This window comes from Methylomagnum ishizawai (assembly GCF_900155475.1).
Classification (GTDB): Bacteria; Pseudomonadota; Gammaproteobacteria; order Methylococcales; family Methylococcaceae; genus Methylomagnum; species Methylomagnum ishizawai_A.
In genome coordinates, this window is the sequence record NZ_FXAM01000001.1 from 599728 (window position 1) to 623460 (window position 23733).

General features: G+C 63.8%; 20 protein-coding genes. 2 read left to right on the forward strand and 18 right to left on the reverse strand.

Features of this window, described 5'->3' with window-relative positions:
* The first annotated feature begins 77 nt into the window (after positions 1–77).
* Together B9N93_RS02605 and topA are read left to right on the forward strand one after the other, a co-directional pair.
* Positions 78–791 carry a hypothetical protein gene (locus tag B9N93_RS02605; protein ID WP_085210623.1) on the forward strand — a complete coding sequence of 238 codons (714 nt, stop codon included), beginning with the start codon at positions 78–80 and terminating at the stop codon, positions 789–791.
* Complete coding sequence (gene topA / locus B9N93_RS02610; RefSeq protein ID WP_085210625.1) at positions 778–2709, forward strand: type I DNA topoisomerase; 1932 nt, start codon at positions 778–780, stop codon at positions 2707–2709. Before B9N93_RS02605 ends, topA begins: the two co-directional genes overlap by 14 nt.
* 9 nt (positions 2710–2718) lie before the next feature.
* Here the strand turns inward: topA and blaOXA are convergent, their stop codons facing one another.
* The 18 genes from blaOXA to B9N93_RS02700 all read right to left on the reverse strand — a co-directional run bounded on the left by blaOXA (position 2719) and on the right by B9N93_RS02700 (position 23733).
* Complete coding sequence (blaOXA, locus tag B9N93_RS02615; protein ID WP_085210627.1) at positions 2719–3501, reverse strand: class D beta-lactamase; 783 nt, start codon at positions 3499–3501, stop codon at positions 2719–2721.
* A 15-nt stretch (positions 3502–3516) separates the two neighbouring features.
* Positions 3517–4338 (reverse strand): cyclase family protein, encoded by an 822-nt coding sequence (locus B9N93_RS02620; RefSeq protein WP_085210629.1) that lies wholly within the window; start codon positions 4336–4338, stop codon positions 3517–3519.
* A 63-nt stretch (positions 4339–4401) separates the two neighbouring features.
* Positions 4402–5691, reverse strand: coding sequence for a dicarboxylate/amino acid:cation symporter (locus B9N93_RS02625; protein ID WP_085210631.1), 1290 nt, complete (start codon positions 5689–5691; stop codon positions 4402–4404).
* Between the two features lie 190 nt (positions 5692–5881).
* Complete coding sequence (locus B9N93_RS02630; RefSeq protein WP_085210633.1) at positions 5882–6664, reverse strand: ParA family protein; 783 nt, start codon at positions 6662–6664, stop codon at positions 5882–5884.
* A 78-nt stretch (positions 6665–6742) separates the two neighbouring features.
* Positions 6743–7657, reverse strand: a complete 915-nt coding sequence (gene lpxC / locus B9N93_RS02635; protein WP_085210634.1) for a UDP-3-O-acyl-N-acetylglucosamine deacetylase — start codon at positions 7655–7657, stop codon at positions 6743–6745.
* Between the two features lie 170 nt (positions 7658–7827).
* Complete coding sequence (gene ftsZ / locus B9N93_RS02640; protein ID WP_085210636.1) at positions 7828–8973, reverse strand: cell division protein FtsZ; 1146 nt, start codon at positions 8971–8973, stop codon at positions 7828–7830.
* Positions 8974–9002: 29 nt separating this feature from the next.
* On the reverse strand, positions 9003–10238 hold the full coding sequence (ftsA, locus tag B9N93_RS02645) for a cell division protein FtsA (protein ID WP_085210637.1): 1236 nt from the start codon (positions 10236–10238) through the stop codon (positions 9003–9005).
* On the reverse strand, positions 10211–11014 hold the full coding sequence (locus B9N93_RS02650; RefSeq protein ID WP_176225101.1) for a cell division protein FtsQ/DivIB: 804 nt from the start codon (positions 11012–11014) through the stop codon (positions 10211–10213). Before B9N93_RS02650 ends, ftsA begins: the two co-directional genes overlap by 28 nt.
* A gap of 87 nt (positions 11015–11101) precedes the next feature.
* The gene (locus tag B9N93_RS02655; RefSeq protein WP_085210640.1) at positions 11102–12040 is read right to left on the reverse strand and encodes a D-alanine--D-alanine ligase; all 939 of its coding nucleotides are present in this window, start codon (positions 12038–12040) and stop codon (positions 11102–11104) included.
* Positions 12037–12966 carry a UDP-N-acetylmuramate dehydrogenase gene (murB, locus tag B9N93_RS02660; RefSeq protein WP_085210642.1) on the reverse strand — a complete coding sequence of 310 codons (930 nt, stop codon included), beginning with the start codon at positions 12964–12966 and terminating at the stop codon, positions 12037–12039. The genes B9N93_RS02655 and murB overlap by 4 nt, the downstream gene beginning before the upstream one ends.
* Positions 12963–14408 (reverse strand): UDP-N-acetylmuramate--L-alanine ligase, encoded by a 1446-nt coding sequence (gene murC / locus B9N93_RS02665; RefSeq protein WP_085210643.1) that lies wholly within the window; start codon positions 14406–14408, stop codon positions 12963–12965. Before murC ends, murB begins: the two co-directional genes overlap by 4 nt.
* Positions 14405–15499 carry an undecaprenyldiphospho-muramoylpentapeptide beta-N-acetylglucosaminyltransferase gene (gene murG / locus B9N93_RS02670; RefSeq protein ID WP_085210645.1) on the reverse strand — a complete coding sequence of 365 codons (1095 nt, stop codon included), beginning with the start codon at positions 15497–15499 and terminating at the stop codon, positions 14405–14407. Before murG ends, murC begins: the two co-directional genes overlap by 4 nt.
* The gene (ftsW, locus tag B9N93_RS02675) at positions 15484–16683 is read right to left on the reverse strand and encodes a putative lipid II flippase FtsW (protein ID WP_085210646.1); all 1200 of its coding nucleotides are present in this window, start codon (positions 16681–16683) and stop codon (positions 15484–15486) included. The genes murG and ftsW overlap by 16 nt, the downstream gene beginning before the upstream one ends.
* A complete protein-coding gene (gene murD / locus B9N93_RS02680; RefSeq protein WP_085210648.1) occupies positions 16680–18044 on the reverse strand; it encodes a UDP-N-acetylmuramoyl-L-alanine--D-glutamate ligase in 1365 nt (454 codons plus the stop codon). The genes ftsW and murD overlap by 4 nt, the downstream gene beginning before the upstream one ends.
* 7 nt (positions 18045–18051) lie before the next feature.
* Positions 18052–19134 carry a phospho-N-acetylmuramoyl-pentapeptide-transferase gene (gene mraY / locus B9N93_RS02685; protein ID WP_085210649.1) on the reverse strand — a complete coding sequence of 361 codons (1083 nt, stop codon included), beginning with the start codon at positions 19132–19134 and terminating at the stop codon, positions 18052–18054.
* Positions 19125–20495, reverse strand: coding sequence for a UDP-N-acetylmuramoyl-tripeptide--D-alanyl-D-alanine ligase (locus tag B9N93_RS02690; protein ID WP_368655803.1), 1371 nt, complete (start codon positions 20493–20495; stop codon positions 19125–19127). Before B9N93_RS02690 ends, mraY begins: the two co-directional genes overlap by 10 nt.
* Positions 20492–22009: a UDP-N-acetylmuramoyl-L-alanyl-D-glutamate--2,6-diaminopimelate ligase gene (locus B9N93_RS02695; protein WP_085210652.1), complete on the reverse strand. Its 1518-nt coding sequence runs from the start codon at positions 22007–22009 to the stop codon at positions 20492–20494. The genes B9N93_RS02690 and B9N93_RS02695 overlap by 4 nt, the downstream gene beginning before the upstream one ends.
* Entirely contained in the window at positions 22006–23733 is a 1728-nt protein-coding gene (locus B9N93_RS02700) for a peptidoglycan D,D-transpeptidase FtsI family protein (protein WP_085210654.1), read from the reverse strand. The genes B9N93_RS02695 and B9N93_RS02700 overlap by 4 nt, the downstream gene beginning before the upstream one ends.

The following is a 23733-nucleotide window of genomic DNA, read 5'->3' on the forward strand; positions in this document are numbered from 1 at the left end:
GCAACACCGCCCGGCCAGTACCCGCCGCTTCAAGGTAAAATCCCCGCCCCGATTCCCAACCTCCCGGCGAACCCACCATGAAATGGCTGTTCTCTTTCGTTTTCGGCAAGCAAGCCGCCCGCGACGACGACCTCAGCGACCGCTACCAGGAAGTCCGCAAAGCCGCGGTTCAACTCAACTTGGCCCTCGCCAAGGAAGTGCCCAAGGCGGCGGTCCCGGAATGCGGTAAGAAACTGGGCCTGGTCAAGGCCGGCACCTTGATCCTCAACAACGACGATGAAATCGCCATCGTCTACGACTACTGCTTCCACCATTACCGCCGCGCCGACAAGAGCGTCCTCGACCGCCACCGCGAACAACATCCGCCCGCGCCCGGTTCCACCGAGGCCGCGCTGTTGGAAGCCATGGGCCGATCCCGCTATTCCTTGTTCCGGGTGGAAGCCATCCAGCATCGCCGCCGGGGCGCTTCGCTTTGCGACCTCTTGGGCGGCGAGCGCTTCGATTTGATCGATATCGCCTTGAGCGAAACCGCCGAACCGGGCTTGATCGTGGCCGGGCGTTTGTTGCCCTTGCCCGGATTCGCCATGTCCTCCGGCACCTTGATCCCGGTCGCCGAACCCGTGTACGAAGACAAGATGCGCCCGGTGATCCGCAAATATTATCCCGACCCCACCGCCGCCCGCCCGGCGTTCTCGGACGCGCAGGCGGCTTCCTTCGAGGCCCAGATCATCCGCATCGCGCTGCGGGAAGGTGGCGAGGACAACGTGTTCTACACCGATGCCGAACACTGACCGGCTGCTCATCGTCGAAAGCCCCACCAAGACCCGCAAAATCCGCAGCCTCTTGGGGCCGGGCTGGACCGTCGAAGCCAGTTGCGGCCATATCCGCGACCTGCCCGAACGCGAGATGGGCCTGGAACCGCCCGATTTCAAACCGCGCTACGTGGTGCTGGACCGCGCCAAGCCCCAGGTGCAAAAGCTCAAGGCGCTGGCGAAAACCGCCCGCGAGGTTTATCTCGCCACCGACCCCGACCGCGAAGGCGAGGCCATCGCCTGGCATATCCAAATGGCGGTCGGCCTGAAAAACCCGGCGCGGGTCACTTTCCACGAAATCACCGAGAAGGCGGTGCGGGCGGCGGTGCAGGCACCGCGCAAGCTCGACCTCAACTTGGTCGCGGCCCAGGAAACCCGGCGCTCGCTGGATCGCTTGGTGGGGTATTTGGTGTCGCCGGAATTGTGCCGCCGCATGGCGTCGCGGCTGTCGGCGGGGCGGGTGCAATCCCCGGCCTTGCGCTTGGTGGTGGACCGCGAGCGCGAGATCGAGAACTTCAAGCCCATCACCCATTACGGCGTGACCCTATATTTCGACGGGCCGCACGGCGATTGGCGGGCGCATTGGCTGCCCAAGCCGCTGTTGCCGGAAGACCAGGACTATTGGACCGATCTGGCGTTCGCCCAGCGCGTCGCCGCAATCCGCGCGGTGAAGGTGGTCGGCTTCAAGGATGGCGAGCGCCGCGCCGAACCGCCAGCGCCCTTCACCACCTCCACCCTGCAACAAGCCGCCTCGGCCAAGCTCAACCTCAATCCCAAGAAAACCATGGACGTGGCGCAAGCCTTGTTCGAGCAGGGCTGGATCACCTATATGCGCACCGACAGCCCCAATCTTTCGGACGAGGCCATCCGCGATATCCGCGCCTACGCCCAGGGCCAAAACTTGCCGCTAGCCCCGTCCCCGCGCCGCTGGCAGGCTAAAGCCGCCGCCCAGGAAGCCCACGAAGCCATCCGCCCGACTCATATCGAACACCGCGCCGCCGGGGGCGATGCCAGCGAACGGGCTTTGTACCAACTGATTTGGGAACGGGCCGTGGCCTCGCAATTGGCGGCGGCGGTCTACGATGTGCGGCAGGTGGTGCTGGAATCGGTGGAGCCGCTCGACGGCAAGACCATCCGCTTCGGCGGCAAGGGCGAAAAGCTCAAGTCCGCCGGTTGGCTGGCTTTGGCCGGTGGCGATGCCGCTGACGAGTTGGAAGCCGAGAACCGCGACAACCCGATCCCAGTCCTCAAGCCCGGCGATACGCTCATCGCCAAGGATGGGAAACTGATCCAGAAACAGACCGAGCCGCCCAAGCGCTATACCCAGGCCGGTCTGGTCAAGGCGCTGGAACGGCTGGGGATCGGGCGGCCCTCGACCTATGCCGCCATCATGGAAGGCTTGGTGCGGCGCGGCTATGTGGTGTTGAAAGGGAAGATCATGCACCCGACCGATATCGGCAAGGCCGTGGTGGATCTGCTCAAGCTCTCGTTCCGCTTCCTGGAATACGATTTCACCGCCCGCATGGAGGACCAGTTGGACGAGATCGCCCGTGGCGAGCGCCAATACCGCAGCGTGGTCGCGGCCACCTACGACATCCTGCGCCAAGAGATCGGCGCGTTGCCGCCGTCGGAAGGCGCGGCGCGGCGTTCCGGTGTGCCGAAAGCGCAAGTGGACACTACGGCCCCGACCCGCGCCTGCCCCGAGTGCGGCCAGCCGATGCGGCGGATCAATGGGCGCAATGGCTGGTTCTGGGGCTGTTCGGGCTATGCGGCGGGGTGCCGGGCGACCTTGCCGGACGAGGCGGCGGCGCGGGGCGGTATGGATACACCCACCGCGCCCAAGCGGCGGCGGGTCGAATCTTCGCCGAAGCGGAAGAAATCCGGCCCGCGCCGATGAACCGGGGATTCAGTCGGGTTTTTTCAGAATACCCTTCGCCGCCAGAACCTCGCGGGTGATTTTTTGGCGCAAGGGCAAATCCTGTTCCCCATGGATGTTCATATTCAGGGCGAATAACCATACTTCGCTCAGAGTCTCGACATAGCCCACATACCAGCCCACTTGGGGTTGCATCCGCGCCGCCCAGCCGGTTTTGGCGTACAGTTTGAAATCTGGGGTGGCTTCCGCCAGCATGATTTGCCGCAAACCCTCATAAGCCGCCGCGCCGAAAGGTAGGCTGCGCCGGTAGAGTTTTTTCAGGAAGGCGATTTGCTCCAGCGGGCTGATTTGCAAGGAGCCGTCCAGCCAGAATGTGGTGGTCTCGAACGGCGTTTGCAAATGCCCATAATCCATCCGGCGCAGATAATCCCGATATTGCTCCGCGCCCACCCGCCGCGCCAGTTCTTGATAACACCAGACGCAAGACACCTTGAACGCGCTAGCCAAGGTTTGATCGTGGTTCCAATCCGGGAAATCGTAGGTTTGTTCATTCCATTTGAACGTGTCGTCCGGGCCGGTGCTGGCTTTTGTTTCCAGCGCGATCAGGGTGTTGGGGATTTTGAAGGTCGAGGCCGGGGAAAACCGGCGTTCCGCCCGGATATCGTTATGGAGATAGGTTTTCCCGCTGTGCAGGGCGGAGAGGACGAGGGTGCCTTCCGCGTGGTATTGGGCGAAAATCCCGGCGATTTGCCGGTCTTCGGCGCTCGCCGCTAGGGGAAATAGCAGGAATAGGCGGGATAGGATTTTTTTCATCTTTATAAACCGCGATTATGGCGCAGGGTTGACGAGAGCCAAAACCCGCACCGGAAACCCCGTGCCCCGCGCCACATTCGGCCAAACCACCAGCGCTACCGCTCCGGCTTCCGGCACCGCGTCCAGATGGGCCAATAACTCGACCTGATAATGGTTGGTGCCCAGGACATAACTTTCCAGCGAATAATCATCCTTGGACGTCGAAAGCCCCGGATCGGTATCCGTGGTTTCATGGCCGGAGGCGGTGATCTTACGGGTTTCGTAGAGGTATTTCAGGGGTTCCAGCGACCAGCCCGGATAATGTTTGACGCCCTGGGCGTCGGCGTTCAGCATCTTGGCCTGGTCCGGCCAGCGCTTGGACCAGTCGGTGCGCAGGGCGACGAAGCTGCCCGCCGGCACCGGCCCGTGGCGGCGCTCCCAATCGATAATATCGGCCAGTGTCACGGTGTAATCGGGGTTGGCCGCGACTTGCCGATGCACATCGATCACCACCAGGGGCATCAGCATTTCACCGGCGGGGATGGCATCCAGCATCCGCAACTGGGCGAAGAAATGGCCGGGTGGGTCGATATGGGTGCCCCATTGGCCGACATGGCAGTATTGCTCGGCCTTGAAACCGGCCTGGGGATAATCGTACAGCGTGGTGCGGGTGGCGGGCGGAAAGCCGGACCAATGCGGAATATCGACCGCGAAGGGATGGGAAAGATCGACGAGCCGGTGGGTCCGCAAGGTGTCGAGGAGGGTGTGGGGATCATGGGCGCAGGCGGTCAGCGCGAGGCCGGCCAGGCCCGGCACCATGCGGCGGAACAGGGAGGTTGGGAGGATTTTGGGTGTCATGGCGGGTCGGACCTGGATGCCGGGTGGAGGAACGCGGGGGTTTTCCCGCTGTGGTCGGCTCGCTCAGCTTGGGCGGCGGCGTTCCCAGGCGTCGAGCAGGATCGCCACCAGCATATCGCTCAGCACGTTCACGCCCGAGCGTATCCGCGCGATGATCCAATCCACCGGGGCGATCAAGGGGATGGCGGCGGCGACCACCGCTTCCGGCAACCCCGCCGCGCTCAGCACCAAGGGCAGCACGATCAGCCCCGCCTCCGGGATGCCGGCGATGCCCGCCCCGGCCATCAGGGCCGAAAACACGATCACCGCCTGTTGCTCCAAGCCCAGGGCGTAACCCATGGCCTGGGCCAGGAACAGGGCGGCCATGGCTTCGTATAGGGTCACGCCGTCGTTGTTGAGGTTGGTGCCGGCGCAGGCGGCAAGCCGGGCCGAGCGGGCCGAGACGCCCATGGTGTCGAGGCAGCGCAGGGTGATGGGGATGGTGGCGAGGCTGCTATTGGTCGAAAGCCCGGTCAGCACGGCGTCGGCCCCTTGTTTGAGATAGACCTGGGGCGGCTTGCCCCCGGCCAGCCAGGCCATCAGCGGATAATAGACCAGCGCGTGCAGGCACAGTCCCAGGCTGATGATGCCCAGGAAGCCGGCCAGTTGCGCGAAGATGCCGACCCCGGCCTTGCCCACCACCTGCGCCACCAGCCCGAACACCGCGTAGGGCACCAGTTGCACCACCCAGCCTAGCGCCTTCACCAGGATTTGATAAACCGCCGCGATCAGGTTTTCCAGCGGGCGGATATCGGCCACATCGGTTTCGCCCTGGCGCTCTTTCAGCCAGCGCAGGGCCGCGCCGAACAACAGGGCGATCAACACCACCGAAATCACATTGTTGCTGACCAGGGGTTCGACCAGACTTTGCGGGATGTAGCCCGAGAGGTTCTTGAGCGGGTCGAGCGAGGCGTCCGCCGCCGCCTTGGCCTTGTCGGGGGCGCTGGGAACCTGGGCCGTGAGCTGTTCCATATGGCCTTGCCAAGCCCGGCCTGGCTCGAAGCTGTTCATCAGGGTCAGGCCGATGGCGAAGGCCACCGAGACATTGACCAGGCAGATGCCGACCAGCCGCGCGCCGCTCTTGGCGGTGATGGGCGCGTGGGTGAAGGCGTCGAGGATGGCGAACAGGATCAAGGGCACGGCCAGCGCCTTCAGCAGGCGGATGACCAGGAGGCCGAGCTGGCCTAGATGACCGGTGTCCAGCCCCCAGAGGAAAGGCCGGGTGCCGCTCCAAGCCCCGAGCGAAATGCCGAGCGTGACCGCGATCACGACGCGCAGGGAGAGCGGCAGCGGCCAAAGCTTGTTGCGGTGCATGGAAAGGCTCCAGGGGTTGATCGGGCGGGGGATTTGGGGTTCGCTTCCCTGGAGTGCGTGGCCCGGATTCCGTTTCGGTCGGTCCGGGCTAGGGCATGTTCGGTTTGGGTGTACGCTCAGCCGTAGGGTGGGCACGCACTTATGCCCACCGGGATAGCCCTACAGGCAATGTGAAAATGCGCCAGGGAGATCAAGCCTGCTTCTTGTGGATTTCCTTGTGCAAGGCTTTGAATTCCTTGGTCAGCTTGTGGTCCGGCGCGTAATGGATCAAGGGCTGGGATTGGCTGTGGGATTCGCGCACCTTGACCGAGGGGGAGAGCTTGGTTTTCAGCACCGGCTGGCCTTCGGACAGGAGGGCGTTCACCATCTGTCGGGGCAGGGTGGCGCGGCCTTGGTATTGATTGGCGATGATGCCCTCGATCTCTAGGCCGTTGTTGTGGTCGGCCTTGATCTCGGCGATGGCGGCGAGCAGGGTGTAGAGGGCGTCGCGGGAGAATTGGTCGCAATCGAAGGGGATCAGGCAGGCATGGCTGGCGATCAGGGCCGAGCGGCTGAAGAAATTCAGGATCGGCGGCGTGTCGATATAGACGCGCTCATAGCCTTGGAGCTGGTCCAGCGCCTCGCGCAGCTTGTAGATTTTGTAGCGCGATTCCAAACGGCCTTGCAGGGGTTCCATTTCCGGGTGCGAGGGCAGCACGTAGAGGTTGGGGAAGGGCGTGGCGTGGATGTTGTCGTCCAGTCCTTCCTGGCCCTTGCTGAACGGGTTGAGGCTGAGGGTTTCCTTGAAGAAATGCGCCAGGGTAGCGTCGGGGTCGGGCACCTTGTCGCCGAGCAGGTAATGGGTGGAATTGCCCTGGATATCCATGTCGATGACCAGTGTTTTCTTGCCCTCGGCGGCGCTGATGGCGGCGAGGTTACAGGTGATCGTGGACTTACCCACCCCCCCTTTCTGATTGAAAATGACCCTGCGCATGATGGTTTCTTATGGAATGGCTGTGTTGTAAGCGTCGGGGCGGGCGGCCGGGGCCGTCCCGCCGGGAATCACAGGCGGTCAGCGCGCCCCTTGGGCGAGCCGCATGAAATAGATCGGCAGCACTTCGTCGTCGTCGAAAGTGACCGCTTCCCAGGCGTCGGTTTGCAACAGGAGTTCGCGCAGCAATTGGTTGTTGAGGCCGTGGCCGGATTTGTGGCCGGTGAACGAGCCAATCAGGCTATGGCCCAGCAAATACAAATCGCCGATGGCGTCGAGAATCTTGTGCTTGACGAATTCGTCCGCGTAGCGAAGACCGTCTTCGTTAAGCACACGATAATTGTCCACCACCACGGCGTTGTCCATGCTGCCGCCCAGGGCCAAGCGGCGCTTCCTGAGCGCTTCGATATCGCGCATGAAGCCGAAGGTCCGCGCCCGGCTGACTTCTTTCACGAACGAGGTCGAGGAGAAGTCGATGCTGGCGGTCTGGGTGTCCTTGAGGAAGGCGGGGTGGTCGAAATCGATGGTGAAAGTCACCTTGAAGCCGTCGTAAGGCTCGAAGCAGGCCCATTTGTCGCCGTCCTCGACCCGCACCGCCTTCTTGATGCGGATGAAGCGCTTGGGCGAGTTCTGTTCCTCGACCCCGGCGGATTGGATCAGGAAGACGAAGGGACCGGCGCTGCCGTCCATGATCGGCACTTCCGGGGCGCTGACATCGACGTAGGCGTTGTCGATGCCGAGGCCCGCCAGCGCCGATAGCAGATGCTCGACCGTGGAGATTTTCACGCCGTCCTTGACCAGGGTGGTGGACAGCGTGGTTTCGCCGACGTTCTGGGGCCGGGCCTCGATCACCACCGGCTCGGGCAGGTCCACCCGGCGGAACACGATCCCGGTGTTGGCCGCCGCCGGGCGCAGGGTGAGATAAACCTTTTCGCCGGTATGCAAACCCACGCCGGTCGCTCTGATGACATTCTTCAGTGTTCTTTGCCTGATCATCCGGTTCACCTATTGGAAGTATTGGATGGAGTCCGTGTGGGTTAGGCCACCCACAGGGAGGAAGCTGCACGGCCCGTGCCACGTCCGGGCTGGAAAGATAAAGACCGTGCAAGGGGGGAATGGGCGGCGGGTCCTGGCCACCCATTCTGGAAGCGGGGGAAAGCGTCGCTTCAGTCGGCTTGGCGGCGCAGGAAGGCCGGGATGTCCAGATATTCCAGGTCCATATCCTTCTTGGTTTCGTTGCGCCCTTCGGATTTGGCTTCCTTGCGGAATTTGGCCGGGCGTTCGTAGGTGCCGTAATCGACCTCGCCGGAGGTATTGCGCACCAGCTTGATCGGGGCTTCGACCGCTTGGCGCTGGCTGGACAGGCCGGTGGCCACCACGGTCACGCGCACTTCGTCCTCCAGGGTCGGGTCGATGGCGGTGCCGATCACCACCACGGCTTCGTCGGAGGCGAATTCGCGCACGGTTTCGCCTACTTCGCCGAACTCGCCGATGGAGAGGTCTTGGCAGGCGGTGATGTTGACCAGGACGCCGCGGGCACCGCTCAGGCTGATGTCTTCCAGCAGCGGGCTGGCGATGGCCTTTTCGGCGGCTTCGCGGGCGCGGTGGTCGCCGAGGCCGATGCCGGTGCCCATCATGGCGATGCCCATTTCCGACATGACCGTGCGCACGTCGGCGAAGTCCACGTTGATGAGGCCGGGGCGGGTGATGAGGTCGGCGATGCCCTGCACCGCGCCCAGCAACACGTCGTTGGCGGCGGCGAAGGCGCTGATGAGGCTCACGTCCTTGCCCAGCACCGACAGCAGTTTTTCGTTCGGGATGGTGATGAGCGAGTCCACGAACTGGCTGAGTTCGTCGATACCCTTTTCCGCGAGGTCGCGGCGCTTTTTGCCCTCGAACGGGAAGGGCTTGGTGACCACGGCCACGGTCAGGATGCCGGCTTCCTTGGCGATCTCGGCGATGACCGGGGCCGCGCCGGTGCCGGTGCCGCCGCCCATGCCGGCGGTGATGAACACCATGTCCGCGCCTTCCAGCACTTCCATGATGCGGTCGCGGTCGTCGAGCGCGGCCTGGCGGCCGATCTCGGGGTTGGCCCCCGCGCCCAGGCCCTTGGTCAGGGCGTTGCCGAGCTGGATCACCGAACGCGCCCGGATGCTCTTGAGCGCCTGGGCGTCGGTGTTGGCGCAGATGAAATCCACGCCCTCGATGCTGCTGTTGACCATATGGTTGACGGCGTTGCCGCCACCGCCGCCGATGCCGATCACCTTGATGACGGCGCTCTGGCTGTAAGAATCCACGAGTTCGAATTTCATTGTTTCAACCCCACCGTAACTGTCTGTAATCAAAAATTGCCCGTAAACCATTGTTTCATCCGTGCCCACAATCCTTTGAAGCCGGTGCCCACGGCGATGTGCGGTTCGCTCTGGACGTGTTGTTGCTTGCCGAATAGCAACAGACCGACGCCGGTGGCGTAGATCGGATTGCGTACCACTTCGTTGAGTCCGGTCACGTATTGCGGAATGCCGAGACGAACGGGCATATGGAAGATTTCCTCCGCGAGTTCCACCAAGCCCTCCACCTTGGAACTGCCGCCGCTCAGGACGATCCCGGCGGCGATCAAGTCCTCGAAGCCGCTGCGGCGCAACTCCGCTTGCACCAACAACAGCAGTTCCTCGTAGCGCGGCTCCACGATCTCCGCCAAGTTCAGCCGGGAAATCTGCCGCACGGGCCGGTCACCGATGCTGGGTACCTCGATGGTGTCCTCCAGCTTGGCGAGTTGGGTCAGGGCGCAGGCCTGCTTGATCTTGATGTCCTCGGCGAACTGGGTCGGCGTCCTGAGCGCCACTGCAATATCGTTGGTCACTTGGTCGCCCGCGATGGGGATGACCGCCGTATGCCGGATCGCGCCGTGGGTGAACACCGCCATGTCGGTGGTGCCGCCGCCGATATCGACCAGGCAGACGCCCAAATCCTTCTCGTCCTCGGTCAGCACCGCCGCGCAGGAGGCCAACTGTTCCAGGATGATATCCTCGACTTCCAGGCCGCAGCGGCGGATGCATTTGACGATGTTCTGCGCCGCGCTGACCGCGCCGGTCACGATATGCACCCGCGCTTCCAGGCGGATGCCCGACATGCCGATGGGTTCCTTGATGCCTTCCTGCCGGTCGATGACGAATTCCTGGGGCAGGATGTGCAAAATTTTCTGGTCGGCGGGGATGGCGACGGCGCGGGCGGAATCGATCACCCGGTCCACGTCGCTTTGCACCACTTCCTTGTCCTTGATGGCGACAATACCATGCGAATTCATGCTGCTGATATGGCTACCCGCGATGCCGGCGTAAACCGAGTGGATCCGGCAACCCGCCATCAACTCGGCTTCCTCGACCGCCCGTTGGATCGACTGCACGGTGGTTTCCAGGTTCACCACCACGCCTTTCTTGAGGCCGCGGGAAGGATGGCTGCCGATGCCGATCACTTCGATATCGCCGTCCTCGCCGATTTCGCCGACGATGCAGGCGACCTTCGAGGTGCCGATATCCAAGCCCACAATCAGGTTGCGATCCGATTTTCTAGCCATTGAATCGTTGTTTTATCCGTTTGGGTCAGTCGAAACTTCGGTTCGAGGGTTGCTTCAGGTATCCGTGGGGCTTGTTCCAGCGCTCCGCCGGGGGGATTGCCGGTGGGCGGTGGTTCTGGTTCCAAGGGTTTCCAGATGACCGAGAAACCGTTGGGATAACGTAAATCCAATTTCTGGATGGCCGCGATACGATCTTCCCCCAAACGCGGCAGCAGGGATAGGGTGCGTTCCAAGGCCGCCAAGGGGTCTTGATGGCCGAACACGATTTCCACGCTGTTCTCCAGTCGCGCTACCCAGGCCCGGCGTTTGCTCAGGCTCAGGGTGACGATGCGTAGGTTCCGCCGTTCCAGCTTGGCGTTGAGCGCCCGCAAAGTGCCTAGTACCAGTTTTTCCTGGCCTTCCGGGCCGGATAGCCGTGGTAGATGTTGGTAATCCGCCACGCTCGGCGGGGTGAAGCGCTCGCCCCGGTCGTTGAGGAGGCTGTCCCCATCCCAGCGGGCGATGGGTTTTTGCTCTTCGATCCGCACCACCAAAGTATCAGGCCACAGCCGCTCCACCCGTACCCTATCCACCCAGGCGAAGGTTTTGGCCTCCGTTTCGATCCGTTCCATATCGGTCGAGAAATACCCGCTATGGGTATAGGGAGCCAGGGTTTGCTCGAAGGCGTCCATATCCAGGTTCCAAATCGAGCCTTCCACCCGGACATACTTCATGGGTAGATAAGTTTCCAGCCGGTTTTGGCTCAGTTTGGCGGCGACCAGCACCAGTGCGGTCATACTCCCCAACGCGACCAACAACCGGAGTACGGGAAAGCGCCGTGGTTGGGGCCGCGCCCGTGGCCGGGTATACCTGGGCATCCGGGTTTAGCGCCGCGGATCGAAACTGGTTTCCAAAATACGCCAGACCAGGGCGTCGAAATCGAGGCCCGCCGTCCGCGCCGCCATCGGCACCAAGCTATGGTCGGTCATGCCGGGCACGGTATTGACTTCGATCAACCAGGGTTCGCCCACGCCATCGACCAGCAAGTCCACCCGGCCCCAGCCCGTCACGCCCACGGTCGCGCAAGCCCGTACGGCCAGCTCACGTAGCTTGGATTCGGTTTCCGGGAGTAGGCCACAGGGGCAATGGTAGCGCGTGGTGGCGGCGCGGTATTTGGCATCGAAATCGTAGAAAGTATTAGGTGTTTCCAACCGGATCAGGGGCAGCGGCTCGCCGTCCAGGACGGCGGCGGTATATTCGGCCCCGGTCACCCAAGTCTCGGCGAAAACCGCGCAATTATATTGCGAAGCGCGGCGCCATGCTTCTAATAATTCCGCAGAATTTTCGGCCCGGCTCATACCGATACTGGAACCTTCCTCGGCGGGTTTTACGATAACCGGGAAATTCAATGTTTCCGCGCAAATGGTTAAGTCCGCTTCCGAGCGCAACAGCATCCAACGCGGGGTCGGCAGTCCCGCGCCGATCCAGCACAATTTGGTCCTGAGCTTGTCCATGGCCAGGGCCGAAGCCAACACGCCGCTGCCGGTATAGGGCAGCCCCAAGGCTTCCAAGGCACCTTGCAGCACGCCATCCTCGCCGCCCCGGCCATGGATGATGTTGAACACGCGGTCGAAATCCGCGCCCAGCAAGGGTGCCAAGGGCCGCGCCCCGACATCCAGCCCCACGGCATCGACGCCCCGGTTCAACAAAGCCTGCAACACCGCTTTGCCGCTTTTCAGGGAGATTTCTCGTTCCGCCGCCGCGCCGCCCATCAGGACCGCGACCCGTCCGAACGCCTGGGGATTGTCCACTCGCTTGCTCATTCGATTGCTCCGCTGGCCGGTGCCACGCCGACGATTTTGACTTCGGGAATCAGCTCCCGGCCTTGTTGTTGCCGCACGGTGTCCCGTACATGCAGGACCAGCGCTTCGATATCCGCCGCCGTCGCCGCGCCGGTGTTGATGATGAAATTGGCGTGCTTTTCGGAGACGCATGCCCCGCCGATCCTGAAACCCTTGAGCCCCACGGCTTCGATCAACCGCGCCGCGAAGTCGCCTTCCGGGTTCCTGAACACCGAACCGCAACTCGGGAGGTTCGTCGGTTGGGTTTCGTTGCGCCGCGCCAGCAGGGCTTTGATCTTGTCGCGGCCCGCCGAGTCTTCGTTGCGGACCAGCTTGAGTTCGGCGGCAACGAACCATTCGCCTGCGGGGCCGCGCACGCTGCGATAGCCGACGGTGTAATCCGTAGGCGTACGGCGGCGCAGGGTGCCGTGGCGGTCCAGCGTGACCACCCGTTCGACCCAGGGCCAGGTTTCGCCGCCGAACGCCCCGGCGTTCATCGCCAAGGCCCCGCCCAGGGTGCCGGGAATCCCGGCCAGGAATTCCGCGCCGTCCAATTGCCGCTCCGCGCAGAATTTCGCCACATGGCCGCAAGGCACGCCCGCCTCGACATAAATCCGGTCCTCCGCCAGCGCCCGGAGGTTTTTCAGGCGGTTGCGGGTGCAGATCACCGTGCCCCGGATGCCGCCATCCCGCACCAGGAGATTGCTGCCCAGACCGACCCAGAATAACGGTTCATCCGGGGGGAGTTGGCCTAGGAACATTACTAAATCATCCAGGTCGGCGGGTAAATAGAACCGTTCCGCCGGACCGCCCACCCGCCATGAGGTGTGTTCGGCCATGGGTTCGTGCAGGCGCAGTTCGCCGCGCAGGGCTGAAGGCTGGCGGATGGCTTCGCGAGCGGCGCTCATGATGCGGACCCGCTGCTGAGGGCGGCGAATTGCTGGGGCAGTTCCAAGGCGACTTGGCCGACATTGCCCGCGCCCAGGGTCAGCACCAAATCGCCGGCCTCGACGATGCCCGGCAGGATATCGGCGAGTTCGCCGACCTTTTCCACGAACACCGGATCGATCTGGCCGCGCACCCGGATGGCGCGGGACAACGAGCGTCCGTCCGCGCCCAGGATGGGTTTTTCGCCCGCCGGGTAGACATCGAGCAGGACCAGCACATCGGTTTGCGACAGGATTTGCACGAAATCCTCGAACAGGTCGCGGGTGCGGGTATAGCGATGGGGTTGGAACACCAGCACCAAGCGCCGCTCGGGGAAGGCTTGGCGGGCCGAATCCAGGGTGGCGGCGATTTCCCTGGGATGGTGGCCGTAATCGTCCACGAACACCACCGAACCCGCGCCCATGGGGAGTTCGGCGTTGATCTGGAAGCGGCGGCCGATGCCCTTGAAGCTGCTCAAGGCCCGTTGGATGGTGGCTTCGTCGATGCCGAGTTCGCTGGCGACGGCGATCACGGCCAGGGAATTCAGCACGTTATGGCGGCCCGGCAGGTTGACCGTGACCTCGAACGAACCTTCGTGCCCGGCCCGCAGCACGGTGAAGCGGCTCCGCAAGCCCTCTTGCCGCACCTCGACGGCGCGGACATCGGCCTCGGGGCCGAAGCCGTAGGTTTTCATCGGCTTGCTGATGAGGGGCAGGATTTCGCGGACGCCAGGGTCGTCGATGCACAGCACGGCCAGCCCGTAGAACGGCACATGGTGCAAGAATTCGATGAAGGTGTCTTTCAGGCGTCCGAAGTCGCCGCCATAGGTTTCCATGTGGTCGCGGTCGATGTTGGTGACCACGGCGATCATGGGTTGCAGATACAGGAAGGAGGCGTCGCTTTCGTCGGCCTCGGCCACGAGGTAGGAACCCTGGCCCAACTGGGCGTTGGTGCCTGCGCTGTTGAGCCTGCCGCCGATCACGAAGGTGGGGTCGAGCCCGGCTTCGGCCAGCACGCTGGCGGTGAGGCTGGTGGTGGTGGTCTTGCCATGGGTGCCGGCCACGGCGATGCCATAGCGGAAGCGCATCAGCTCGGCCAGCATCTCGGCACGGGAGATGACCGGGATTTTCTGGCGGCAGGCGGCATCGACCTCGACATTGGCGCGGTTGACGGCGCTGGACACCACCACGACCTCGGCGTCGCTGACCTGTCCGGCCGCGTGGCCCTGATAAACCTTGGCTCCCAGGCTGGCGAGGCGGCGGGTGCTGGCGTTCTCGCCCAGGTCGGAGCCGGAGACTGCGTAGCCCAGGTTGAGCAGGACTTCGGCGATACCGCTCATGCCGGTGCCGCCGATGCCTACGAAGTGGATGCGGCGCAGGCGGCTCATGCCGTATTGTCCCGCGATTTGTTCGGTCAGTTTCATCGGGTCGTGGCGCAGGGTTGGGGAGTGTGATGGGTGGCTTCGAGGCAAATCGCGGCGACCACGCGGGCGGCTTCGGGCCGGGCCAGCGCGATGGCTTGGGTTTTCATGGTGGCCAAGCGGGCCGGGTCGTCGAGCAGCGCCTTGAGTTCGGCGGCGAGCCGCTCCGGGTTCAATTCGGTTTGCGGCAATAGGACGGCGGCTCCGGCGTCGGCCAGATAGCGGGCATTCTGGGTTTGATGATCGTCGATGGCGTGGGGATAGGGCACCAGGATCGCCGGTACCCCGGTCGCCGCGAGTTCGCTCACCGTCATCGCGCCTGCCCGGCAAATGGCGAGGTCGGCCCAGACATAGGCCGCGGCCATATCTTCGACGAAGGCATCGACCTGGGCCGGGAGTCCATGGCGGGCATACAGGGCTTGGGTTGCCTCGCGCAGCGCCGCGCCGGTTTGATGGTGGATTGCGACGGGCAGGCCAATTTGGGCCAAGGCTTCCGGCACGGCTTCATTCAGGGCTTTCGCGCCCAGGCTGCCGCCCACGATCAAGATGCGGAGGGCTGCCGCAGCCTCACGCGGCGGCGTTGCCCCGCCCGCCACGATTTCCCGGCGCAAGGGATTGCCGACGCAACGCGCCCTGATCTTGGCGGGGAAGCTGTCCGGGAAGGCTTCCAGCACCACGCTGGCCCGGCGGGCCAGCCAACGGTTGGTGGTGCCGGGGATGCGGTTTTGTTCGTGCAAGACCAAGGGAATGCCCAGCATCCGTGCCAACAATCCGCCCGGTCCCGACACGAAACCGCCCATGCCCAGCACCGCATCCGGTTTGACCCGGCGCAGGATGCCCAGCGCCTGCCGGAACGCCCGCAGCAACATGAACGGCGCGGTCAGCTTGCCGCGCCAGCCCTTGCCCCGGAGGCCCGAGACCGATAGCCATTCCATCGGAATCCCGGCGGCAGGCACCACGCGGGCTTCGAGTCCGGTGCGCGTGCCCATCCACACCACGTCGTGGCCCGCGTCCAACAGCTCGCGGGCCACCGCCAGCGCCGGATAGACATGTCCGCCGGTCCCGCCGGCCAGGATCATTATGCGCGTGCCCATGTGGACCTGACCTTGGGGGTACCGGACCAAGTTTCGATGGCCTCGCTGCGTATCCTGAACAGGATCGCCAGCGCCGAACACATCACCATCATGCTGCCGCCGCCATAGCTCATCAGGGGCAGGGTCAAGCCCTTGGTGGGCAAAAGTCCCATGTTCACGCCCATGTTGATGAAGGCTTGCAGCCCGAACCAGATGCCGATGCCATAGGCCAGGAACGCCGCGAAGCGGATGCCTGCCCGTTCCGCCAACTGGCCGATGACGAAAGCCCGCCACACGATCACCATGAATAGGAAGATCACCGCCGTGGTGCCGACCAAGCCCAGTTCCTCGCCGATCACCGAGAACAGGAAGTCGGTATGAGCTTCGGGCAAATAGAACATCTTCTGGATGCTGGAACCCAGGCCCACGCCGTTCCATTCACCGCGGCCAAAGGCGATGAGCGCCTGGGTTAATTGGAAATCGCTGTTCAAAGGATCGTCCCAGGGATCGACAAAGCTCATCACCCGTTTCAAGCGGTAGGCGGCGGTCATGATGAGCAGGACGCCCGCGCCGACCACGGTGCCGATCAAAAGGCCGAATTGCCAGAGCTTGGCCCCGGCCAGGAACAACATCCCCAAGGCCGTCGCCATCACCACGGCGGTAGCCCCGAAATCGGGTTCTTTCAGCAGCAGCAGGGCGGCGACCGAAAGCAGCCCCAGCGGGCGGATCATGCCCTGGATGGAATTGCGTACCAGGGGCAGATGGCGGTCGATGAAACTCGCCACATAGATGGCGGCGATCAGCTTGAACACTTCCGAGACCTGGATGCGGATTCCGAGCAGGCTGATCCAGCGGTAACTGCCGTTCACCATCTTGCCGATGCCGGGAATCAATACCAGGACCAACAACACCAACCCGAACAAATACAGGAGCATGGAGTTGTTCTTCCAAGTCTCCAGCTTGACGGAGGCGGCGATCAGGCCGGTCGCGAGTCCCATCCCGATATGCAAAAGCTGATGGCGCGGAAAATAAAAGCTGTCCTGGGACATCTTGTCGCCGAGGTGCAGGGAAGCCGAAGCCACCATGACATAGCCGAACAGCAGCAAGCCCAAAGACGCCAGCAGCAACAAGGTATCCAGATAGAAGCGCTTATCGCCCCATTGCAAGACCATGCCTTGGCTACGCACCGCGACCCGTGTTTTCATGGCAGCAAACCTCGCACCGCTTCGGCGAACATCCGCCCGCGTTCTTGATAATCCTTGTACTGGTCCAAGCTGGCGCAGGCCGGGGCCAGCAGGACGGTATCGCCGGGCCGGGCCAAGCCTTGCGCGGCCTTGACCGCTTCGCGCATATTGCCGACCCGCGCCAAGGGGATCACATCATGCAGGGCGGCTTCGAGCCGGGGCGCGTCCTGGCCCATCAGCACGGCGGCGCGGACTTTGTCCGCCACCACGGGCCGCAGTGGGTTGAAATCCGCACCCTTGCCATCGCCGCCCGCGATCAGGATGGCTTTGCGGTCCAGCCCCGCCAAGGCCGCCATGCAGGCACCGACATTGGTGGCTTTGGAATCGTTGATCCAGGCCACGCCGTCGATTTCCGCCACCCATTGCATCCGGTGGTCGAGGCCGGGGAAGCGCTGGAGTTCCGCGATCATCGCCGCGCGGGACACGCCCACGGCCTCGGCCAGGGCCACCGCCGCCAGGGCGTTGGCGAGATTGTGACGGCCTTGGATACGGACTTCCTTGGCTTTCATCAAGGGCTGGCCGTGACTGACCAGCCATTCCTCGCCCTCGATAGGCTGGAGGCTGTAATCCACCGCCGTTGCGCCCAAACCGAACCAGGCGCAACGCCGGGCGGGGTCGGCCATGGCTTCCACCCTGGGATCGTCCCGGTTCAGGACGCACAAGCCCTCGCCCTTGAAGATGCGCTGTTTGGCGGCGGCATAGGCCCGGAGATCGGGATAGCGGTCCATGTGATCGGGGCTGATATTCAGCACGGTGGCGGCGACCGGCTCCAACAGGTCCGAGCGCTCCAACTGGAAGCTGGACAGTTCCAAGATGTACAACTCGGCTGCGTCGTCCAGGAGGTCCAGCATCGGCGTTCCCAGGTTGCCGCCGACCCGGACCTGTTTGCCATCGGTCTCGGCCATCAGCCCGATCAGGGTGGTGACGGTGCTTTTGCCATTGGACCCGGTGATGGCGACCACCGGCGCCTGTGCCAAGCAGGCGAACAGGTCCAAGTCGCCGAACACCGGGATGCCCCGGCGGATGGCGACGGCGATGGCTGGTTCGTCCAAAGGCAGGCCGGGACTGACGACAAGGTGGGTCGCGGCCTGGAAGGCTTCGGTCTGGAACCCGCCCAGGAACAGGCCGACATCCGGCATATTGTCCTGGAATTCGGCCAGGAGCGGCGGTTTTTCGCGGGTATCGGCCACGGCGAACGGAATACCGTGCCGGGCCAGGCACTGGGCTATCGAATAGCCGGTCTTGCCCAGGCCCACGACCAGAACCCGCGAACTGTCCCGGTCCAATCCCAAACGCTGCAAAGGGTGGGTGGGGTGGTCCATGGCCTGACTACCTGAGTTTCAAGGTGGCGAGGCCGAACAAGACCAGGATCACGGTGATGATCCAGAAGCGGACGATGACCCGTGGCTCGGGCCAGCCTTTCAGCTCGAAATGGTGGTGGATCGGGGCCATGCGGAAGATGCGCCGTCCGGTTAGCTTGAAGGAGGCGACTTGTAGCATGACCGACAGGGTTTCCATCACGAACACGCCGCCCATGATCATCAGCACGATTTCCTGCCGCACCAGGATGGCGAGCATTCCCAGTGCCGCGCCCAGGGCCAGCGCCCCCACATCGCCCATGAACACCATGGCCGGGTAGGCGTTGAACCACAGGAACCCGAGCCCCGCGCCTAGCAGGGCACCGCAGAACACCACCAATTCGCCCGCCTTGGGGATGTAGGGAATCCCCAGGTATTCGGCGAACACCGCGTTGCCCGAGGCATAGGCGAAAATCCCCAGGGCGCTGCCGACCAGCACGGTGGGCATGATGGCGAGGCCGTCGAGGCCATCGGTGAGGTTGACCGCGTTGCTGGTGCCGACGATGACGAAGTACGCCATCACCGGATAGAACCAGCCCATGTTCCAGACGATCTGCTTGAAGAAGGGCACGATGAACTGGGTTTCGGCGGGCACGCTGGCGGTGTTGTAGAGGAACAGCGCGGCGGCCATGCCGCAGACCGATTGCCAGAAATATTTGTCCCGCGCCGCCAACCCCTTGCTGTTGCGGAGGATGAGCTTTTTGTAATCGTCCACGAAGCCGATCACGCCATAAGCCAGCGTCACCAGCAGGATGACCCAGATATAGCGGTTGCCGAGGTCGGCCCAGAGCAAGGTGCTGATGGCGATGGAGACCAGGATCAGGGCACCGCCCATGGTCGGGGTGCCGGCCTTGGAAAAATGGCTTTGCGGGCCGTCGTCGCGGACGCTCTGGCCGATCTTGTATTTGCTGAGCTGGCGGATCATGGCCGGTCCCACGATGAACGAAATCACCAGGGCCGTCAGCACGCCCAGGATGCCCCGGAACGTCAGGTAATGGAATACCCGGAAAACGTCGAAATGGCTTTCCAGCAGTTCGGCGATTTTCAGCAGCATGGGGCGTCTCCCACACGCAGGGCCGCGACGATCCGCTCCATGCGCTGGCTGCGCGAACCCTTGACCAGCAGCGCCGCGCCCTGGGGCAGTTCGGTGGCGAGGCGTTCGATCATTTCTTCCTGGGTCTGGCAATAGGTGGCGTCCGCGCCGAAGGCCGCGACCGCCCGTTCGGCGTTCGGCCCGACCGCGAACAGGCGCTTGACGCCCATCTGCTTGGCTTGCTGGCCGATGCCGGCGTGGAGTTCCGGGCTATCCGTGCCCAGTTCGCCCAAAGCGCCCAAAGCGACCCAAGGCTCGCCCGGCAGGTCCACCAAGACCGCCAGCGCCGCGCCGAAGGAACTGGGGTTGGCATTATAGGCGTCGTTGATGAGCAGGCTGCCGCGTGGCCCCGCCACGGGTTCCAGGCGTCCCGGTACCGGGGTCATCCGGGCCAAGCCCTGGGCGATTTGTTCGGGGGTGAGTCCTAGCGCCAAAGCCGCGCCCGTCGCGGCCAATGCATTCGTCACGTTGTGACGGCCGGCTAAAGCCAAAGCCATGGGAAAGCGTTCTCCTTGGTGGATGAGGTCGAAGGTGGTGCGGAACCCGGTCTCGCCGAGACCCATGCGGATGGAAGCGGGATCGGCGCGGACCGCCGCCCGTTCGGACAGGCCGAAGCCCAGCACGCGGCGTCCGTCCGCGAGGCCGCACCAGAAATCGAAGAAGCGGTCGTCGGCGTTCAGCACCGCGACGCCTTGCGCCGACAGCGCAGCGATCAACTCGCCCTTGGCGCGGGCCACGCCTTCCAGCGAGCCGAAGCCTTCCAGATGGGACGCGCCCGCGTTGGTGAGGATGATCACGTCCGGTTGGACGAGTTGGCTGGTATAGGCGATTTCCCCGGCGTGGTTGGCCCCCATTTCGATGACGCCATAGCGATGTTCCGGTGCCAGCTTGAGCAGGGTCAGCGGGACGCCATAATCGTTGTTGAGGTTGCCTTGGGTTTTGAGCGTGGGACCGGCGACGCCCAGCGCCGCCGCCACCATCTCCTTGACCGTGGTCTTGCCGTTGCTGCCGGTGATGCCGACGATTTTCCCCTGCCAGCGCCGACGCCACGCGGCCCCGAGCCGGCCCAGGGCGATGCGGCCATCGGCGACGCGCAATTGCGGGATGGGGAGTTCCGCGAAGCGCTCGACCAGGGCCGCGCCCGCGCCCGCGTCCATCGCCGCCGTTACGAAGTCGTTGCCGTCGAAACGTGCGCCGCGGATGGCGACATAGAGGTCGCCCGGTTTGAGGCTGCGGGTGTCTATGCTGACCGTCGCGAATACGGCGTCTTCGCCGCGCAATTCGCCGCCAACGATGGGTTGGAGTTCGGATAGGCGCATCATAAGGAGCGGGCTGTGGAGGAGGAGGGGAGGATGGATAAGATGTCTTGGACGACCTGCCGGTCGTTGAAAGGATATTTGTGGCCTTGGATTTCCTGGGTGGATTCGTGGCCCTTGCCCGCGACCAGGACCAAATCTTCGGGGGTGGCGTGCTCCAGGGCGTAGGCGATGGCGGCGCGGCGGTCGCGGCGGCATACGAGGTCGTCGCGTCGGCAACCGGCGAGGATGTCGCTGAGGATGGCATCGCCGTCTTCGGAGCGGGGATTGTCGTCGGTCAGCACCACGTGGTCGGCCAGCCGCTCGGCGATGGCTCCCATTTGCGGGCGCTTGCCGCGGTCGCGGTCGCCGCCGCAGCCGAACACCACCCACAAGCGTCCCGCGCAATGGCCGCGCAGGCTGTGCAGCACGCTGGCCAGGGCATCGGGGGTATGGGCGTAATCGACCACGACTTGGCGACCGTGCCCGGCGAAGCTTTCCATGCGCCCCGGTACGGCGCGGACTTGGCCTAGGGCTTTTGCGGCGGGCGTCAACTCCCAACCCAGCGCCAGCAAGACGGCCAGGGTCGCGGCCAGATTCTCGACGTTGTAATCGCCGAACACCGGGGCGCTGATCTGTGCGCTGCTGCCCGCGTAATGGGCCGTGAAGGACACGCCGCCCGTTTCGTGGCGGACTTCCCGGATTGCCAGCAGGGGCACGGCGGAGTCCCGGCTGCTGCCCATTTTGGTGAAGCCGATGGCCCGCACGGCGGCGGGTTTCCGGGCCAGGATGGCCTCGGCGCTGGCGTCGTCGGCGTTGAACACCACGAATTCGAGGCCGGGCCAATCCAGCAGCCGCAGTTTGGCTTCCAGGTAGGCCTCCATGCTGCCGTGGTAATCGAGATGGTCGCGGGTGAAATTGGTATAGAGCGCCCCTTTGAACCGGACGCCGTTAAGCCGGCCTTGTTCCAGGCCGTGGGACGAGGCTTCCATCGCCACCGAGCGGAAGCCCAAGCCGAGCAGTTCGCCAAGGATGCGATGGATTTCGATGGCGTCGGGGGTGGTGTGGGTGGTCGCTTGCAACGCGCCGGGCCGGCCCCAGCCCAAAGTGCCCAGCACGGCGCTATTTTCCAAGGCTTGGGCCAGGAAATGGCTGCACGAGGTTTTGCCGTTGGTGCCGGTGATGCCGATGAGGGCGTCGAAGCCGCGGGAAGGTTCGCCGAAGAAGCGGTCGGCGATGAGACCGATGTTCCCGGCCAGGTCCGCCACCGGGATACAAGGAACCGCCGTGATCGCGCCGGCCAACTCCGTGCCGCCGCCCTGGGGTTCGTAGAGGATGGTCGCGCAGCCGTTCTGGATCGCCTGACCGGCGTGGGCTAGGCCATGGATGCGCTGGCCGCGTAGCGCGACGAACCCATCGCCCGCCCGGATGTGTCGGCTATCGTGGCCCAAGCCGCCGACCGAGATGGCGGGCGGGGCGGTTTCGGTGAAACCGGCCAGCAATCTTGGTAAGTCGAAAGGGTGGGCATCGGCCAGACTCATGCGGGTTCGTCCTGTCGGCCCGCCATCAGGGGGGTGGGTTCGTCGGGGGTGATGTTCAACAGGCGCAACGCGCCTTCCATGACGCTGGAAAACACCGGCGCGGCCACGGCACCGCCATAGTATTCGCCCGCCGAGGGTTCGTCGATCATCACCACCATCACCAAACGCGGCTTGCTGGACGGGGCCAGTCCCGTGAACAAGGACATATATAAGGATTCGGTGTAGCCGTGGGCACCGGATTTCTTCACGGTGCCGGTCTTGCCCGAGACCCGGAAGCCGGGGATGGCGGCTTTTTGCGCGGTGCCACCGGTGGAGACCACGCTTTCCAGCATGGTGCGGACCGTGGTGGCGGTTTTGGCGGACATGATGCGGTGGGCTTCCGGCGGGGTGTCGCGTTTGAGCAGGCTGACCATGGGGATCACGCCGTCGTTGGCCAGGGAGGTATAGGCGCGGGCCAGTTGCGCGGTCGAGGTGGACACGCCATAACCGAAGGACAGGGTGGCTTGCTCGAAGGCGTTCCAGCCTTGGTAATCGGCCAAACGGCCATGGGCTTCGCCGGGGAAACCGCTGTCTAAAGGCTGGCCGAAGCCCAGATTGTTATAAAAGGCCCAGAATTTCTTGGGCGGTACGCTGAGTGCGATCTTGGTCACGCCCACGTTGCTGGATTTTTGCAGAATGCCGGTCACGTCCAGGCTGCCATAGCTATGGACATCCTTGACGATGTTGTGGCCGACCCGCAATTGTCCGCCCGCCGTGCTATAGACGGTATTGGGATGGGTCAGGCCGAGTTCCAGGGCGCAGGCCACGGCGAAAGGTTTCATGGTGGAGCCGGGTTCGTACAAATCGGTGATGGCCCGGTTGCGGGAAGGATTGCCCTTGAGCTTGCCCCGGCTGTTGGGGTTGTAGGAGGGCTGGTTGACCATGGCCAGGACTTCGCCGGTCTGGCTGTCCAGCAAGACCAGGGAGCCCGAGCGGGCGCGGTGCTGCATGACCGCTTTTTTCAGCTCGCGGTAGGCCAGATATTGCAGGCGCTCGTCGATGCTCAGGGTCAAATCCTTCCCCGGCACCGGCAGGCGGATGTTTTCCAGGTCTTCGATGATGCGGCGCTTGCCGTCGCGGATGATGCGTTTCGCGCCATCGGTGCCGCGCAACGAGGCGTCGAAGCCGAGTTCCATACCTTCCTGGCCCTTGTCTTCGATATCGGTGAAACCCAGCAGATGGGCGGTTACTTCGCCGGTCGGGTAATAGCGGCGGTATTCGCGCTCGTCGTAAACGCCGGGGATGCCCAGCGCCATGGCTTGATCGACCAGTTCCGGGTTCATGCGCCGCTTGATGTAGGCGAAACCACGGTGGTCGTCCTGGCCGACGCGCTGCTTAATCTCCTTGACCGACATGCCCACCAGATCGGCCAGGGCCTTCAATTGCCCGTGCGCGACCTCGGCCTTGAGGAATTCCTTGGGGTTGATCCAGATCGATTTCACCGGGGTGCTGACCGCCAGCAATTCGCCGTTGCGGTCGATGATGCGGCCCCGGTGGGCGGGCACGGGCAGGATGCCGACATGGCGCAAATCCCCTTGCTGCTTGAGGAACTGCCGGTCCAGCACTTGCAAAAACACCGCCCGCCCGATCAAGACGGTCATGGCGCACAGGATCAGCATCAGCAAAAAACGCCAGCGACCGCTGTAATCGTCTTCTTTCACCACGTTCGGTTGGATGATTCGCAT